A 16380-nucleotide genomic window follows, 5' to 3' on the forward strand; every position below is an offset into this window, starting at 1 on the left:
TCGCGCCGCCGGCCGGCGTGGCGCGCCGCCCTGCGCTGGCTGGTGATGCTGGCGGTTTGGGGCGGGTTGGCGGCGGCGGCGGCGTTGCTGTGGTTCGCGTGGGACATGCCGCGGCCCGAATCGGCGCTGGCCGCGACCCGGCGGCCTTCCGTGCGGCTGGTGGCGCCCAACGGCGCGCTGCTGGCGACGGAGGGCGACCTGTACGGCGAGGTGGTGAAGATGCGCGACCTCCCGCCCTCCCTGCCCGCCGCCCTGCTGTCCGTGGAGGACCGGCGGTTCCGGAGCCACTTCGGGATCGACCCGCTGGGCGTCGCCCGCGCCGCCTGGGTCAACTGGCGGACCGGCGCGGTGGTGCAGGGCGGCTCCACCCTCACACAGCAGCTCGCCAAGAACCTGTTCCTGACGCCCGAACGCTCCGCCCGGCGCAAGGTGCAGGAAGCGCTGCTGGCGCTCTGGCTGGAGCGGCGCTTCGGCAAGGACGAGTTGCTGGAGATCTACCTGAACCGCGTCTACCTCGGCGCCGGGGCCTACGGGGTGGACGCGGCGGCGCGGCTCTTCTTCGGCGTGCCGGCCAAGCGCCTGCAATTGTGGCAAGCGGCGATGCTGGCTGGGCTGCCCAAGGCGCCCTCGCGGCTCAACCCCCGCGCCTCGCCCGACCTGGCGGTGGCGCGGGCGGCGGAGGTGCTGGACGCGATGGTGGACGCGGGCGCGTTGCCCAAGGAGCGGGCGCTGGCGGAGTTGTCCCGCATCCGCTCGCCCAACCCGCCGGCCCAGGGCGCGGGCTGGTTCGCCGACTGGGCGCTCGCCCGCTTGGCCGGCAGCTTCCCCGGCAGCGCCGACCTCGTCCTGCGCGCCACCCTGGACCCGCGCCTCCAGGCGGTGGCCGAGGCGCGGCTGGAGGCGTTGCTGGCCGGGCCGGGGGCCAGGGCGGGCGTCGGCCAGGGCGCGGTGGTGGCGCTGGACGCGGGCACGGGCGCGGTGCGCGCCATGGTGGGCGGCCGGGACTACCGCGACAGCCAGTTCAACCGCGCCGCCGGCGCCCGGCGCCAGCCCGGCTCGGTGTTCAAGCCCTTCGTCTTCCTGGCGGCTTTGGAAGCGGGGATGCGGCCGGAGGAGGCGGTGTCGGACGGGCCGCTGACCCTCGGCGCGTGGTCGCCGGGCAACGCCCAGTGGCGCTCGCGCGGCGAGATCACCGTGGAGGACGCCCTCGCCCACAGCGTCAACACGGCCGCGGTCCGGGTGCTGATGCGCGCCGGCGGGCCGCGCGCCGCGATCGCCGCCGCGCGCCGGCTGGGGCTGGACGGGCGGCTGCCGAACGACGCCTCCCTCGCCCTCGGCACCGGGGAAGCGGGGCTGCTGGACCTCGCCGCCGCCTTCGCCGCCTTCGCCAACGGCGGGTACCGTGTGGAGCCGCACGGCATCGCCTCGGCCGCGACGGGGGCGGGGCGCGCCCTGCCGGCACCGCGCGCCCAGCCGCGCCGCGTGGTGGAGGCGGCCCACGCCGAGGCCATGCGGGGGATGCTGGAAGCCGTGGTGTCCCGCGGCACCGGCCGCGCCGCCGCCCTGCCGGGCCGGGTGGCAGCCGGCAAGACCGGCACCACCCAGGAGTTCCGCGACGCCTGGTTCGTGGGCTTCGTGGAGCGCCCCGCGCCGGCGGCGCCGCTGGTCATCGGCGTGTGGCTGGGCAACGACGACGGGCGGCCGATGTCGGACGTGCGGGGCGGCACCCTGCCCGCCCGGCTGTTCCGGGACGTCGCCGAAGCGGCCGTCCCGTGACGGCGCGGCGCAACGTTCTGGCGCGCCGCCCGTTCCGGCCCGATACTGCCGCGAGGCGGCGGGCAGCTTGCCGGGGGCGCGGACCGTCATGGGCGAGGGTGGGGACGACGAAGCGGACGCGGCCCGGCGGCGAGCGGCGCGGCTGGCGACCATGGCCGGGCTGGCCCGCCCGGTGCAGCACGAGATCAACAACCTCCTGACCGTCATCTTCGCCAATTTGGAGATGCTGAAGCGCACCGCCGCCGAAGGGGGGCCGCAGCGCCAGCTCGACCGGGTGGCGGAGGCGGCGCGGCGCTTCGAGGCGTCCTCCCGCGGCTTCCTCAGCCTGTCGCGGCGCCCGGTGCCCGGCCTTTCCGCCTTCACCTTGGGCGAGGCGCTGGTGGCGGTGCGCCCGCTGCTGGTGGTGCTGATGCCCGCGCCGGGGATGCTGGCGGTGGAAGCGAACCCGGCGGAGGGCTGGGCGGTGCGCATGGACCGCGCCCTGCTGGACGAGGCGCTGATCGCCCTGGCGCGCGAGGCCGGCGAGGCGCTGCCCCGCGGCGGCGTCCTGTCCTTGTCCGCCTCCAACCGCCCGGGCCCGCCGGAGGCGGTGGAGTTGGCGGTGCGCTGGCCGGCGGACGTCGCGCTCCCGGCGACCGGGACCTTGCGCGGCATCGTGCAGGACGCGGGCGGCTCGGTGGAAGAAGGCGCCGAGGACGGCGCCGCCTTCCTGCGCCTGGCCCTGCCGCGCTCGGCGGCGGACGCACCCGAGTAGGCCGCGGCGGCCCTGCCCGGAGCCGCGCGCTCCAACAACCGTGTTTCAGGCGCCCGCCGCGGCGGCCGGCGCGCCGGATTCCGGCGGAATGCGGGCGGACGGGGCCGCGGGGGCGTTCCATGCGGCCCGGCGGCGCCCTACAGAAGCGCCGCCGGCCGTCCAGGCCGGGCTCCGGGGCCGGTATGTCGCGGATTGATCCGCGGCCCGCCCTGGCGCAGCATTTGCTTGGACCAAAATCCAACAGGGATTCCCGGCCGCACCGGCCGGGCAAGAAACGGGAGACGGGATCGCATGCAGCCCTTCGGGCTTTTCTCGACGCGCGCCTTGTCCGCGGCGGCGATGGTGGCCGGCGCCTTGCTGGCCGGGGGGCTGGCAGGCGGCCTCGCCGCCCCGGCGCTGGCGCAGCAGGCGCCCGCCCAGGCCCCGGCGGCGTCGGCGGCCAACACCTTCGACGCGGTGCGGAGCCGCGGCACCTTGGTTTGTGCGGTGAACACCGGCCTGGCGGGCTTCGCCCAGCCGGACAGCCAGGGCGTCTGGCGCGGCTTCGACGTCGATTACTGCCGCGCCTTCGCCGCCGCCCTGTTCGGCGACCCGAACAAGGTGCGCTTCGTCCCGACCACGGCGCAGAACCGCTTCACGGCGCTGCAATCGGGCGAAACGGACGTGATGGCGCGCAACACCACCTGGACCCTCTCGCGCGACACCAGCCTCGGCCTCGACTTCACCGCGACCAATTTCTACGACGGCCAGGGCTTCATGGTGAAGCGCAGCACCAACGTGAAGAGCGCCAAGGAGCTGGAAGGCGCCACCATCTGCGTCCAGCCCGGCACCACCACCGAGCAGAACCTCACGGACTGGGCGCGGGCCAACCGCATCCGCTTCACCCCGGTGGTGATCGAACGGCTGGAGGAGCTGGTGTCGGCCTACGCCGCCGGCCGTTGCGACGCGTACACCACGGACGTCTCCGGCCTGGCCTCGACCCGTTCGGCGCAGCCGCAGCCGAACGACCACGTGATCCTGCCGGAGGTCATCAGCAAGGAGCCGCTCGCGCCCGCCGTGCGGCAGGGCGACGCCCGCTTCGCCGACGTGATCCGTTGGACCCACTACGCGCTGATCGCCGCCGAGGAATTGGGCATCACCCAGGCCAACGTGCAGCAGATGGCGAACGACCCGCGCCCCGAGGCGCAACGCCTGCTCGGCCGCAACGGCGAACTCGGCAAGATGCTGGGCCTCGACAACGCCTGGGCGGTGAACGTCATCAAGGCGGTCGGCAACTACGGCGAGATGTTCCAGCGGCACCTCGCGCCGCTCGGCATCCAGCGCGACGAGAGCCCCAACGCGCTCTGGACCAAGGGCGGGTTGCAGTACGCGCCGCCCTTCCGGTGATCCCGGCGGCCGGGGCCGGCCCGCGCCGGCTCCGGTCGTGACACCCCTCGCACAGGGCAGCCCCCCATGTCCCAGACCACGATGGACCCGCGCCTGCTGCGGGCGCCCCCGAAACGGAAGCTGCGCCTGTCCTGGGCGGACGAACGGGTGCGGGGCATCGTGTGGCAGGTGCTCGTCGTCGGCGTGGTCGGCGCGATCGCCTACTGGCTGTGGAGCAACACCGTCCACAACCTGGAGGTCCGCCGCATCGCCACCGGCTTCGGCTTCCTGGACCGCGAGGCCGGGCTGCCCATAGGCGAGTCGCTCATCCCGTACAGCCCGACCGACACCTACCTCCGCGCGCTCACGGTCGGGCTGCTGAACACGCTCAAGGTCGCGGTGGTGGGCATCGTGCTCGCCACCGTCCTCGGCACCCTGGTCGGCATCGCGCGGCTGTCGCGCAACTGGCTCTTGTCGAAGATCGCCGGCGTCTACGTCGAGGTGATCCGCGACCTGCCTCTGCTGCTGCAACTGCTGTTCTGGTACGCGATCTTGCAGGCGCTGCCCGGGCCGCGGCAATCGCTCAACCCGGTGGAGGGCGTGTTCCTCTCCAACCGCGGGCTGAAGCTGCCCTGGCTCGAGTGGCAGGACGCGCACACCTACGCCCTGCTGGCCTTCGTCGCGGGCGCCGTCGGCACCTGGCTCTGGGCGCGGCGGGCCACGGCGCTGTTCTTGCAGGACGGCAAGCCGCGGCCGGTGTGGCCGGCGGCGCTGGGGCTGCTCGTCGGGTTGCCGCTCGCGGTGTGGGCGGCCTTCGGCGCGCCTTGGACGGTGGACTGGCCGGCGCTGCGCGGCTTCAACTTCCGCGGCGGCCTCACCATGACGCCCGAGTACTTCGCGCTGCTGCTGGGATTGGTGCTCTACACCGCGGGCTTCATCGCCGAGATCGTGCGCGCCGGCATCCTGGCCGTGCCCAAGGGCCAGTGGGAGGCGGCGCAGGCGCTCGGGCTCAGGCCGGGCGCGGTGCTGAAGCGCATCGTGCTGCCGCAGGCGCTGCGGGTGATCATCCCGCCGATGACCAGCCAATACCTCAACATCACCAAGAACTCGTCGCTCGCGGTGGCGATCGGCTACCAGGACATCGTCTCCATCGCCAACACCACGCTGAACCAGACGGGCCAGGCGATCGAGGGCATCGCCATCATCATGCTGGTCTACCTGACGATCAGCCTGTCCATCAGCCTCTTCATGAACTGGTACAACGCGCGCATCGCGCTGGTGGAGCGCTGACGCCATGAGCGACATCACGCTCGACACCGCCGTAGCCAAGGCGCCCGAGGCGGCGCCGCGCACGGCGCCCCTGAGCCAGATCGGGCTGGCGGGATGGCTGCGGGCCAACCTGTTCTCCTCCTGGATCAACACCGCCGTCACGCTCGTCGTGCTCTACTTCGTGGTGCGCTGGGCCATCGGCTTCATCGAATGGGGCGTGATCAACGCCGTCTGGTCGGTGCCGGACAACCAGAGCCAGGCCTGCCGCGACATCAAGGGCGTCGGCGCCTGCTGGGCGGTGATCGCGGAGAAGCACCGCTTCATCCTGTTCGGCACCTACCCCTACGAGGAGCACTGGCGGCCGGCGCTGGTCTGCCTGCTCTTCGTAGGCCTCTACGTGGTCTCCGCCATGCGCCGCTTCTGGCGCAAGGAACTGGCGCTGATCTGGATCGCCACGCTGACCGTGATCGGCGTGCTGATGTGGGGCGGCGTGTTCGGCTTGTCCTACGTGCCGCAGGAGCGGTGGGGCGGGCTGCCGATCACGCTGATCCTCGCCACCTTCGGCCTCGCCTTCGCCTTCCCGCTGGCGATCCTGGTGGCGCTGGGCCGGCGGTCGAAGCTGCCGGCGATCAAGGCGCTCTGCGTGCTGTACGTGGAGCTGATCCGCGGCGTACCGCTGATCTCGCTGCTGTTCATGGCGAGCGTGATGTTCCCGCTGTTCCTGCCCGAAGGCATGAACATCGACAAGCTGCTGCGGGCGCAGATCGCCATCATCCTCTTCGCCGGCGCCTACCTGGCGGAGGTTGTGCGCGGCGGCCTCCAGGCGCTGCCCAAGGGCCAGTACGAGGCGGCGGACGCGCTCGGCCTCTCCTACTGGCAGAAGACCGGCTTCATCATCCTGCCCCAGGCGCTCCGCTTGGTGATTCCGCCGCTGGTGAACACCTTCATCGGCTTCTTCAAGGACACCTCGCTGGTGCTCATCATCGGCATCTTCGACCTGCTGACCGCGGGCAAGACCGCCATCATCGAGCCGGCGTGGCAGGGCTTCGGCGTCGAGGTCTACCTGACGGTCGGCGCCATCTACTTCGTGTTCTGCTTCGCCATGTCGAAGTACAGCCAGGGCCTGGAGGCGGAGCTGAACCGCCACCGCGTCCGCTAGGAAGGAGCGCCCGCCATGAGCGACAACCTCGTGCTGGAGCCCGGCGCCTCCGTGGCCTCCACGGCGCGCACGGACGCGCCGCCGGCCATCCTGATGGACCGCGTGAACAAGTGGTTCGGCGCGCTGCACGTGCTGCGCGACGTGACCCTCTCGGTCGCTTTGGGCGAGCGGGTGGTGGTGTGCGGCCCGTCGGGCAGCGGCAAGTCAACCCTGATCCGCTGCATCAACCGGCTGGAGACCCACCAGGAGGGCCGCATCCTGGTGGACGGCACGGAGCTGTCGGACGACGTCCGCGCGCTCGACACCATCCGCCGCGAGGTCGGCATGGTGTTCCAGAGCTTCAACCTGTTCCCGCACCTCACCATCCTGGAGAACTGCACCCTGGCGCCGATCTGGGTGCGCCGGATGCCCAAGGCCCAGGCCGAGGAACTGGCCATGGAGTACCTGACGCGCGTCCGCATCCCGGAGCAGGCGAAGAAGTACCCGGGCCAGCTTTCCGGCGGGCAGCAGCAGCGCGTGGCGATCGCCCGCGCCCTGTGCATGAAGCCCAAGATCATGCTGTTCGACGAGCCGACCTCGGCGCTCGACCCGGAGATGATCAAGGAGGTGCTGGACACCATGGTCAGCCTCGCCGAGACGGGCATGACCATGATCTGCGTGACGCACGAGATGGGCTTCGCCCGCCAGGTGGCCGACCGCGTGGTGTTCATGGACCGCGGCGAGATCGTGGAGCAGGGCGCGCCGGCGGACATGTTCGAGAATCCGAAGACGGACCGGCTGCGGCTGTTCCTGTCGCAGATCCTGCGGGGGCACTGAAAGCCCGCTTCATTTCGTTTCAGCAAGCCGTCGGGGAGGTTGGCAGGCTCCTTGGGGAGTAGGACAGCTCTGAACTGAGCGGTCCCGTGCAACGGCTCATCGCCCGCTGAACGGGTTGGGCCCGAGGAACTCCAGCTTGTAGCGCGCCGCGACTTCCACGATCCGTCCCATGTCGGACGGCACTTGTAAGCCGGCCTCCGCAATCTCGAGGAAGAAGCGCTCGAAGCCGCCGGGCTGGACGACGCAGAGCATCGTTCCGGCCGCCTCGCCGCTATTGACGAAGCTGTGCGGCAGGTCACGCGGGAGGATGGCGCAATCGCCGGGCCCTGCTTCGAAGGTCTGGTCGCCGGCCCGCAGCCGGAACCGGCCCGAGATGACTCGGAACATCTCGTCCTCGCCGTGATGCACGTGCAGCGGCGGGCCGTCGCCGGGCTGGCGCACATCCTCGAAGGCGCTGAGGCCGGCTTCCGGGCCGTCCGCCGGCATGATGATGCGAATGTCGCCCCCGAACAGCGGCAGGACACGGGCGCTGCCGGCAGGCACGAACCGGGGCTGGGTCATGGCGCATCCTCTCTGGCGGCGTGAGTGGCGGCGGTCCCATGCGTTCGGGAGGTGTCCGACGTCCCCCGCGGTCGCCCATGCGGACGCCCGCCGCCCGCGCGCAGCTTGCGCGCGCCGCGCGCCCGCATGCAACGCCCCTCGCCGGCGCTCAGTCCGCGAGCAGGGCGTCGGTCTCGTCCAGGGTGCGGTGGATGCGGGCGAGGATCGCGCCCAGTTCGGCGCGCGCGGTGCTCTCCGCTCGGGCCGCCGCGCCCAGGGCGGCCGTCCCTCGCGCCGCGGCGGCCTTCTTCGCGGTTGGCTTCGGCGCCGGCTTCTTGGCGGCAGGATTCGCTTGGCGTCGGGGCGCCTCGCCGGCGTCGTTCTTGGGACGGCTCGTCGCGCGGTTCATCGGGCGTGACTTCGTGGGCGGAATGCAGCGAAGCCGCGTCGGCACGGGAAAGGGGCCTCAAAGGGCTTGTCGGCTGCCGAACGGGCATTTCTCGGCGGACGGGCCGGCCGGCCGGGCGGGGCGCTGGAGCCCCGCCGCGGGCCTGACCCGCCTACCGCGCCACCCGGTTCTCCACCAAGTCCTCCACCACCGCCGGGTCGGCGAGCGTCGAGGTGTCGCCCAGCGCGTCCGTCTCGTTGGCGGCGATCTTGCGCAGGATGCGGCGCATGATCTTGCCGGAGCGCGTCTTGGGCAGGCCGGGCGCCCACTGGATCGCGTCCGGCGAAGCGATGGGGCCGATCTCCTTGCGCACCCAGGCGACCAGCTCCTTGCGGAGCGCGTCGGAAGGCTCCTCGCCCGCCACCAGCGTGACGTAGCAGTAGATGCCCTGGCCCTTCAGGTCGTGCGGCATCCCGACCACGGCCGCCTCCGCCACCTTGGGGTGCGCCACAAGCGCGCTCTCCACCTCGGCCGTGCCCATGCGGTGGCCGGAGACGTTGATCACGTCGTCCACGCGGCCGGTGATCCAGTAGTAGCCGTCCGCGTCGCGCCGGGCGCCGTCGCCGGTGAAGTAGGTGCCCTTGAACGACGAGAAGTAGGTCTGCACGAAGCGCTCGTGGTCGCCGTACACGGTGCGCATCTGGCCGGGCCAGCTGTCGGTGATGACGAGGTTGCCCTCGGCCGCGCCCTCCAGGACCTTGCCGTCGTTGTCCACCAGCGCCGGCTTCACGCCCGGCAGCGGCAGGGTGGCGGAGCCGGGCTTCTGCGGCACGGCGCCCGGCAGCGGCGAGATCAGGATGCCGCCGGTCTCGGTCTGCCACCAGGTGTCCACGATCGGGCACCGCTCGTCGCCGACGACGCGGTAGTACCACATCCAGGCTTCGGGGTTGATCGGCTCGCCGACCGAGCCGAGCACGCGGAGCGACTTCCGGCTGTGCTTCTTCACCGGCGCCTCGCCCTCGCGCATCAGCGAGCGGATGGCGGTCGGCGCGGTGTAGAAGATGTTGACCTTGTGCTTGTCCACCACCTGCCAGAAGCGGTCGATGCCCGGGTAGTTGGGCACGCCCTCGAACATCAGGGAGGTCGCGCCGTTGGCGAGCGGCCCGTAGACGATGTAGGTGTGGCCCGTGACCCAGCCCACGTCGGCGGTGCACCAGTAGACCTCGCCGGGGCGGTAGTCGAAGACCAGCTCGTGCGTGTAGCTGGCCCAGACCAGGTAGCCGGCGGTGGTGTGCAGCACGCCCTTCGGCTTGCCGGTGGAGCCCGAGGTGTAGAGGATGAACAGCGGGTCCTCCGCGTTCATCCGCTCCGGCTCGCAGGTCTCGGGCTGGGAGCCGCAGGCCTCCTCCCACCAGACGTCGCGCCCGTCCTGCATCGCCACTTGGCCGCCGGTGTTGCGCGCGACGATGACGTGCTTGACGGACGGGCAGGTCTTCAGCGCCTCGTCCGCGTTCTTCTTCAGCGGCACCGAACGGCCGCCCCGCCGGCCCTCGTCGGCGGTGAGGAGCAGCGAGCACTCGCTGTCCTGGATGCGCGACGCGAGGCTATCGGGCGAGAAGCCGCCGAAGACGATGGAGTGGACGGCGCCGACGCGGGCGCAGGCGAGCATCGCCACCGCCGCCTCCACGATCATCGGCAGGTAGATGCAGACGCGGTCGCCCTTCTTCACGCCCATGCCGCGCATGGCGTTGGCGAGCTGGCACACGCGCCGGTGCATCTCGCGGTAGGTGACCTTGGCGTCGCTGTTGGGGTCGTCGCCTTCCCAGATGATCGCCACCCGGTCGCCGTTGCCGGCTTCCACATGCCGGTCGAGGCAGGAGACGGAGGCGTTGAGCACGCCGTCCTCGAACCACTTGATGGACACGTCGCCGGTGAAGCTCGTGTTCTTGATGCGCGTGGGCTCCTTCATCCACGCGATCCGCCGCATCTCGCCGCGCCAGAAGCCCTCCGGGTCGCGCTCCGCCGCTTCGGTCATGGCGCGGTGGCGCTCGGCGTTTATGCCGGCTTTCGAGGCGATCTCGGGTTTGACGGCGATGACGGCGTCGTCGGGCATACTTGGCGCTCCCCATTGTGCGTTTCGTTGGGGCGGAGTTTGGCTTTTCGTCCCATCGCGTCAATCGGTCGGTGCGCAACGACAAAGGGGGCGGCGCGAGGCCGCCCCCAAACCGTTCGCGTCGGCGCGCGTCAGTTCGACCGCGTCACGCCGCCGCCCTGCGCCGGCCCGGACGGTGCCGTGGCCCCGGGGCCGGTGCCGGACGCGCCGCCTTGGCGCTCGGCCGGCACGGCCGTGGAAGGACGCTGCGGCGCGGTGCTGCCCGGGGCGGCGGCGGCCGGGCGGTTCGCCTGCGTCGTCGGTGAGCCGGAGGCGGCGGGGCCGGCGGCGCTGTTCGGGACCGGCGCCGGCGCGGTCGCGGCGGGCCGGCTCGCGGGGGCGGCCGCGGGAGCGTTGGCCGTTCCGCCCTGCGCGAGGGCCGGCGCTGTGGCGGCGCCGAACAGCAGCGCGGCGGCGAGCAGGCCGCGGATCGTCGTCGTTTTGGTGGTCATCGTGTCGTCCTCCTGCGGGATCGGTCCCGGGCAGAGGCTGCCGAGCGGAGATGTCGGCGTTTCGGCGACGGCGGGGTCATTCCGTGCCGAACGGGGCCGCGGCGCGGCGATCGTGGCGACGCGGTGTCCGCCGCGGTGAAATCGGCGAGACTTTGTTACGATTTGTGATGTAAGGTCCTGGCACCGTTTCCGCCGAGGGGCTTCGCAGGTTGAGCGCCACCACCATTGCCCCTCCCGGCATTGCCCCTCCCGGCGAGGCCGCGACCGCCGCCTCGCCGTTCCAGGCGCCCGTGCCCGCCGGCGCGCCCGCCCCGCCGCTGCGGTGGGACGGCAGCGCGGGCCGCCTGGTCGGAATCGGCCTCGGCAACATGGTGCTGACGGTCCTGACCCTCGGGCTCTACCGCTTCTGGGGCACGGTGCGGATGCGCCGGCACCTTTGGGCGCACCAGGAGTTCCTCGGCGGCCGGCTCGAGTACGCCGGCACCGGCGGCGAGCTGTTCCTCGGCTTCCTCAAGGCCGTGCTCGTGATCGGGCCGGTCCTGCTGGCGGTGTCGCTGGCGGAGCCGCTGCTCGCCGCCTTTCCGGTGGTCGCCTGGGCCTTCTTCGGCGCCAAGCTGGCCGCGCTCACCTTCTTCGTAGGCGTGGCCGCGCACGCGGCGCGGCGCTACGTCGCCAGCCGGACGCTCTGGCGCGGGCTGCGCTTCATGCTGGCCGGTTCGCCCTGGCGCTTCGGCTTCGTTTCCTCCGGTTGGACGGCGCTGGGCCTCCTCACCCTCGGCCTGGCGCATCCCTTCGCCGTGGCGGCGCAGGCGCGGTGGACGGTGGGCAGGCTCCACCTCGGCACCGCGCCGCTCGGCTTCGACGGGCGCGCGCGGGCGCTGCTGCGGCCGTGGCTGGCGGCGTGGGGCCTCACGGCGGCGTCCGGCCTCGCGCTCTGGCTGCTGTTCGGCGGCCGGGTCGCCGGAACCATCATCGAGCGCATGCCGCCCGACGCGATCGAGGACGGTTCGGCCGGCGCGGTGCGCTTCACGGTGTACGCGATCGTGGCCGCCGCCTGCGCCCTGCCGGGGGTGCTGGTCGCCGGGCCCGTGTGGTCGGCGGCGGCCATGCGGTGGACCGCGGGGCACACGCTGCTCGGCGGCGCGCGCTTCTCCATGCCGGGGGCGACGGGCTGGTCGGTGTTCCGCCTCCTGTTGGGCAACGCGCTGCTCTCCGTCGCCTCCTTCGGGCTGCTCCACCCCATGACCCTGGCGAGGAACGCCGCATTCCGCGCCCGCCACCTGCGGCTCGACCGGGCGCCCGACCTTTCGGCGGCGCGGCAAGCGGAGCGCGGCCCCGGCACCGGCGAAGGCGCGGCGGACCTGTTCGGCGCGAGCGCCTTCTGATGGCGGCGGCGGCGGAAGCGGCGCCCGCGGCCGTGGTGGAGGCCGAGGCGGAATACCACGACGGGCGGCAGGCCCGGCCGCTCTGGTTGCGCGCGCGCCTGACACCCGCCTCGCTCGAACTCCGCCGGGCGGGGGGCGAGGCGGTCGCGTCCTGGCCGGTGGCGGCGCTGCGTGTGGTTGACCGGGCAGGCGGCGCGCTGCGGCTGGCGCCGGACGGTTCCGACGCGCGGCTGCTCGTCTCGGACGCCGCGCTGGTCGCGGCGCTGGAAGCGGCGCAACGGCCGCGCCGGCGGGCGGCGCTGCGGCGGCGTTTGCGGATGGCGGCGCTGGCGGCGGTGCTGGTGCCGGCCGGCGGGCTCGCGCTGTGGAAGGGCTGGCCGCCGGCGGCGGACGCCATCGCCCGCGCCGTGCCCGCGGACTGGGAGCGGTCCATCGGGGCCGCGACCGCGGCGGCGTTCATCGGCGGCAAGCGCGTGTGCGACGCCCCGGCGGGCCAAGCGGCGCTGGACGCGCTCGCGGCGAAGCTCGCCGCGGCAGGCGGGGTTCCGGCGGCCGGCCTGCGCGTGCGGGTCCTCGACGACCCGGCCGTCAACGCCCTGGCCGCGCCCGGCGGCGAGGTCATCGTCTTCCGGGGCCTGTTGGACCGGGCTGGATCGGCCGAGGAGCTGGCGGGCGTGCTGGCGCACGAGCTGGCGCACGTGAAGCACCGGCACGGGCTGCGCGGCGTGGCGCGGGTCGCGGGGCTGTTCGTGCTGACCGGCGCGCTCACCGGCGGTTCCGACGCGGTCGCGGCGGCGGCGGTCCTGGTCGGCCTGTCCTACAGCCGCGAGTTCGAGCGGGAGGCGGACGCGGACGGCGCGCGGATGCTGCGCGCGACCGGCATCGGCGCGGAGGGCCTGCAAGCCTTCTTCGCCCGGCTGGAACGGGACGGGCCGGGCGCTTCCGGGTCGCTTTGGGATTACGTCAGCACCCACCCGGCGGACGCCGACCGCATCGCGGCGCTGCGCGCGGAAGCGCGTCCGGCGGACCCGGCGCAGGCGATGCCGGCCGGGGAGTGGGCGGCGGTCAGGGCCATCTGCGGGGCGGCGCGGAAGGGCGAGCCGAAAGCCGGGTCGGCCAAATCGCAGCCGGCGGCGGGCCGGGCGGCGAGGCCGCGAACGCGCTCGCTCGGCACCTTCGCCGACTGGGAGGCATGGACCTACGAGGAGCGCGGCCGCGGGACCATGTGCTACGCCGTGGCCTACCCCGTCCCCGCGCCGGGCGAGCGGCGGAGCCGCAAGACCATGCTCTGGCTGGCTCACCGGCCCTGGAACCGGATGAACGACATCAGCTTCGAGACCGACGTGGAGCCGCCGCCGGCCGGGGCCGCGATCAGGATCGAGTTCGGCGGGCGCGCCGCCGCGCTGCGGATGCGCCGCGGCGCCGCTTGGCCGCACGACACGGAGGCGCTCTCGGCCGCGCTCCGCGCCGCCGCGGCGGAGGGCGTCGCCGAGGCGACGGTCTCCTGGTCCGAAGCGGTGAAGGAGTACGGCGAGGCGCCGCGGCGGACCCACCGTTTTGGCCTCCGGGGCTTGGTGGAGGCGCACGCGGCCATCGGCGAGGCTTGCCAGGAGGCGCATGCGCCGGCCGCGCCCGCGACGACGGCCGCCGCCGCTTCGGCGCCCTGAAGACGGGCGCGGCGCCGTCCGGAACCGGGGGCCGCGTCGCGGGTTTGGGCACAGCCGTATGTACCCGGTTGGAACGCCGCCGAGCCCATGCCCCTGGACGACCCCGCCGCCCTCGACGACGCCGCCGACGCCCTCCCGCCCGGCGTGGTGGACGCCAAGGAAGCGGCCGCCGAGGCGGGGTTGCGCTACGTTTCGGACGAAAGGCCTGGCATCACGCGGCGGCGCTCCGGCTCGGGCTTCGCCTACCGGACGCCGGACGGCAAGCCGGTGCGCGACAAAGCGACCTTGGAGCGCATCCGGTCGCTGGCCATCCCGCCCGCCTACCGCGACGTGTGGATCTGCCCCCACGCCAACGGCCACATCCAGGCGACCGGGCGCGACGACAAGGGCCGCAAGCAGTACCGCTACCACCCGCGCTGGCGTGAGGTGCGCGACGCGGCGAAGTTCGACCACATGATGGAGTTCGCCGCCGCCCTGCCGGCCATCCGCGCGCGCGTGGACGCCGACATGAGGAAGCCCGGGATGCCGCGGGAGAAAGTGCTGGCGACGGTGGTGCACCTGCTGGAGACCACCCTCATCCGCGTCGGCAACGACGACTACGCCAAGCAGAACGGCTCCTTCGGCCTCACCACCCTCAAGAACCGCCATGTGGAGGTGGACGGCTCGGAGCTGCGCTTCTCCTTCAAGGGCAAGAGCGGCAAGACCTGGAAGCTCGGCCTCAAGGACCGCCGCGTGGCGCGCATCGTGCGCCAAAGCCAGGAGCTGCCCGGCCAGGAGCTGTTCCAGTACGTGGACGCGGACGGCGAGCTGCGGGACGTGACCTCGGACGACGTGAACGAGTACCTGCGCGAGATCGCGGGCGCCGACGTCACGGCCAAGGACTTCCGCACCTGGGCCGGCACGGTGCTGGCGGCGCTGGCCCTGCAAGAAGCCGAGCGCTTCAACACGGCGGCGGCGGCCAAGCGCAACATCCGCGCGGCGATCGAGGCGGTGGCGGCGCGGCTGGGCAACACGCCCACCGTCTGCCGCAAGTGCTACGTCCACCCGGAGATCTTCGACTGCTACCTGGACGAGGCGCTGGTGCTGGAGATCGCGGCGGAGGCGGAGGCGGCGAGCGACTCCGGCACGTTGCGGCCGGACGAGGCGGCGGTGCTGGCGCTGCTGCAACAGCGGCTCAAGCGGATGGGGAGGGAAAAGGAAGCGGCGTAGGGCGGCGCCTCCGTCCCTTGCCGCGCCGCCATCCTGGCGCCCTTCCACCCCACCGGCCGCGTGGCCCTTATCCGGGCGGGCCGGCGGCGTCCGGTGCGCGCCCCTCTACCGCGCCGCGGGCGGTTCGGGCGCGTCGGCCCGCGCGGCGGGCGCGCGTTCGAGGGCGGCCACGACCTGTTCGACGGTTTCGCGCACCGCGACGTCGTTGTTGAAGCGGAGGCCCGCCATCACGACGGCGGCGCGTGCGCCCGCCGCGTGCTGCTCGTAGGGCTCGCGCACGAGGACGACGCGGTCGGCCGCGAGGTAGGTGCGCGCGTCGCGGAGGTCGGTCAGCGCGACCAGCCGCTGCCCGGCCGCGGCCAAGCGGCGCGCGACGGCCTCCACCGATTCGACCGTCCGCTGCTGCACGTAGGCGGTGGTGTCGATGACCGTGTAGCCCTCGGCCCGCGCCACGCGCACCACCTGCCCGGCGGCGACCCGCACCGGGGCGCGGCCTTCCGTGGGGATGACCTGGATGAAGGCGTTCGGCGCCGGGCCGTTCTGCGCCTGGGCCGTGGCGACGGAGGCGAGCGCGGCGGCGCAGGCGGCCACGGAGAGGGCGCGCAGGAAAGCCTTTGGGGGATCGGGCGGAAGGGACAGTCGACTCTCGAACGTTGACGGGTGAAGCATACCTCCTTTTCCGAATGGAAACAAGCGCTTGCAGCACTCCGGGGCGCCCGCGCGCCGCGGCGGAACGCACGGGGGCGGTTCGGCGCGTGGCGCCGCTGCGGCGGCGCTTTAGGGTGCGTGCATGCCCGTGGACCCGCACCTCCTCCTCGCCTACCTCGCGGCCTGCGCCGTGCTGATCCTGACGCCCGGCCCGGACATGCTGTTCGTGATCGCGCAAACGCTACGAGGTGGGGCGGCGCGCGGCTGGGCGGCGGCGCTGGGCATCTTCGTCGGCACCTTCGGGCACGTGGCGCTCGCCGCGATCGGCCTCGCGGCGGTGCTCGCGGCGTCGCCGGGGCTGTTCCTCGCCGTGCGGGTGGCCGGGGCGGCTTACCTCATCTGGCTCGGCGTCAACTGCCTGCGCGCGGCATTGCGGACGGACGGCGGCGCGGCGGCGCCGGATACCGCGGTCGGCGGCGCGCCCTTGGGCCGCGGCGCCGCCTTCCGGCAGGGCATGGCGACGAACCTGCTGAACCCGAAGGTGGCGCTGTTCTTCCTGGCCTTCCTGCCGCAATTCGTGGCGCCGGACCGGGCACCGGCTTGGTTGCAGATGCTCTTGCTCGGGCCGCTCCTGCCCTTGTTCGCCCTGCCCTTCTTCGGCGCGCTGATCGCGGCGGCGGGGCGCGCGGCTTCGGCCCTCGCCAGGGTGCGGCGGTGGCTCGACGCGGCGGCGGGGGCGGTGTTCGTGGGCTTAGGCGTGCGGGTGCTGCTCGCCCCGCGCTAGGCTCGCCCGACCCTGC

Annotated in this window: 15 protein-coding genes; 10 read left to right on the forward strand and 5 right to left on the reverse strand. The window is 73.3% G+C overall.

Annotation, left to right across the window (positions count from 1 at the left end):
• The 6 genes from ABD067_RS10255 to ABD067_RS10280 all read left to right on the forward strand — a co-directional run.
• Window positions 1-1776 (forward strand): transglycosylase domain-containing protein (locus ABD067_RS10255; protein ID WP_343895177.1); only part of this gene is annotated, 1776 nt, incomplete at its 5' end.
• A 67-nt stretch (window positions 1777-1843) separates the two neighbouring features.
• The gene (locus ABD067_RS10260) at window positions 1844-2530 is read left to right on the forward strand and encodes a nitrogen regulation protein NR(II) (RefSeq protein ID WP_343895179.1); all 687 of its coding nucleotides are present in this window, start codon (window positions 1844-1846) and stop codon (window positions 2528-2530) included.
• 291 nt (window positions 2531-2821) lie between these two features.
• Window positions 2822-3916, forward strand: a complete 1095-nt coding sequence (locus ABD067_RS10265) for an amino acid ABC transporter substrate-binding protein (protein ID WP_343895180.1) — start codon at window positions 2822-2824, stop codon at window positions 3914-3916.
• 66 nt (window positions 3917-3982) lie between these two features.
• Window positions 3983-5185: an amino acid ABC transporter permease gene (locus tag ABD067_RS10270; protein ID WP_343895181.1), complete on the forward strand. Its 1203-nt coding sequence runs from the start codon at window positions 3983-3985 to the stop codon at window positions 5183-5185.
• Window positions 5186-5189: 4 nt separating this feature from the next.
• Window positions 5190-6323, forward strand: a complete 1134-nt coding sequence (locus tag ABD067_RS10275) for an amino acid ABC transporter permease (protein ID WP_343895182.1) — start codon at window positions 5190-5192, stop codon at window positions 6321-6323.
• 15 nt (window positions 6324-6338) lie between these two features.
• The gene (locus ABD067_RS10280; RefSeq protein WP_456305243.1) at window positions 6339-7139 is read left to right on the forward strand and encodes an amino acid ABC transporter ATP-binding protein; all 801 of its coding nucleotides are present in this window, start codon (window positions 6339-6341) and stop codon (window positions 7137-7139) included.
• Between the two features lie 96 nt (window positions 7140-7235).
• Here the strand turns inward: ABD067_RS10280 and ABD067_RS10285 are convergent, their stop codons facing one another.
• The 4 genes from ABD067_RS10285 to ABD067_RS10300 form a co-directional block, all read right to left on the reverse strand.
• Window positions 7236-7700 carry a cupin domain-containing protein gene (locus ABD067_RS10285; protein ID WP_343895183.1) on the reverse strand — a complete coding sequence of 155 codons (465 nt, stop codon included), beginning with the start codon at window positions 7698-7700 and terminating at the stop codon, window positions 7236-7238.
• A gap of 148 nt (window positions 7701-7848) precedes the next feature.
• Window positions 7849-8088: a hypothetical protein gene (locus tag ABD067_RS10290; RefSeq protein ID WP_343895184.1), complete on the reverse strand. Its 240-nt coding sequence runs from the start codon at window positions 8086-8088 to the stop codon at window positions 7849-7851.
• A gap of 151 nt (window positions 8089-8239) precedes the next feature.
• Complete coding sequence (gene acs, locus ABD067_RS10295; protein ID WP_343895185.1) at window positions 8240-10180, reverse strand: acetate--CoA ligase; 1941 nt, start codon at window positions 10178-10180, stop codon at window positions 8240-8242.
• Window positions 10181-10311: 131 nt separating this feature from the next.
• The gene (locus ABD067_RS10300) at window positions 10312-10671 is read right to left on the reverse strand and encodes a hypothetical protein (RefSeq protein WP_343895187.1); all 360 of its coding nucleotides are present in this window, start codon (window positions 10669-10671) and stop codon (window positions 10312-10314) included.
• Window positions 10672-10880: 209 nt separating this feature from the next.
• On the opposite strand from ABD067_RS10300, the gene ABD067_RS10305 reads away from it, so the two are divergent.
• The 3 genes from ABD067_RS10305 (at window position 10881) to ABD067_RS10315 (ending at window position 14932) form a co-directional block, all read left to right on the forward strand.
• The gene (locus ABD067_RS10305) at window positions 10881-12056 is read left to right on the forward strand and encodes a YjgN family protein (protein WP_343895188.1); all 1176 of its coding nucleotides are present in this window, start codon (window positions 10881-10883) and stop codon (window positions 12054-12056) included.
• The gene (locus tag ABD067_RS10310; RefSeq protein ID WP_343895189.1) at window positions 12056-13723 is read left to right on the forward strand and encodes a M48 family metallopeptidase; all 1668 of its coding nucleotides are present in this window, start codon (window positions 12056-12058) and stop codon (window positions 13721-13723) included. Before ABD067_RS10305 ends, ABD067_RS10310 begins: the two co-directional genes overlap by 1 nt.
• Before the next feature lie 87 nt (window positions 13724-13810).
• Window positions 13811-14932, forward strand: coding sequence for a DNA topoisomerase IB (locus tag ABD067_RS10315; RefSeq protein ID WP_343895190.1), 1122 nt, complete (start codon window positions 13811-13813; stop codon window positions 14930-14932).
• 105 nt (window positions 14933-15037) lie between these two features.
• Here the strand turns inward: ABD067_RS10315 and ABD067_RS10320 are convergent, their stop codons facing one another.
• The gene (locus tag ABD067_RS10320) at window positions 15038-15601 is read right to left on the reverse strand and encodes a hypothetical protein (RefSeq protein WP_343895191.1); all 564 of its coding nucleotides are present in this window, start codon (window positions 15599-15601) and stop codon (window positions 15038-15040) included.
• A gap of 121 nt (window positions 15602-15722) precedes the next feature.
• Here ABD067_RS10320 and ABD067_RS10325 point away from each other — a divergent pair, with 121 nt between their 5' ends.
• On the forward strand, window positions 15723-16364 hold the full coding sequence (locus ABD067_RS10325; RefSeq protein ID WP_343895193.1) for a LysE family translocator: 642 nt from the start codon (window positions 15723-15725) through the stop codon (window positions 16362-16364).
• The last annotated feature ends 16 nt before the right edge of the window (window positions 16365-16380 follow it).

The sequence above is a fragment of the Craurococcus roseus genome, from assembly GCF_039523795.1.
GTDB classification, from domain to species: Bacteria; Pseudomonadota; Alphaproteobacteria; order Acetobacterales; family Acetobacteraceae; genus Craurococcus; species Craurococcus roseus.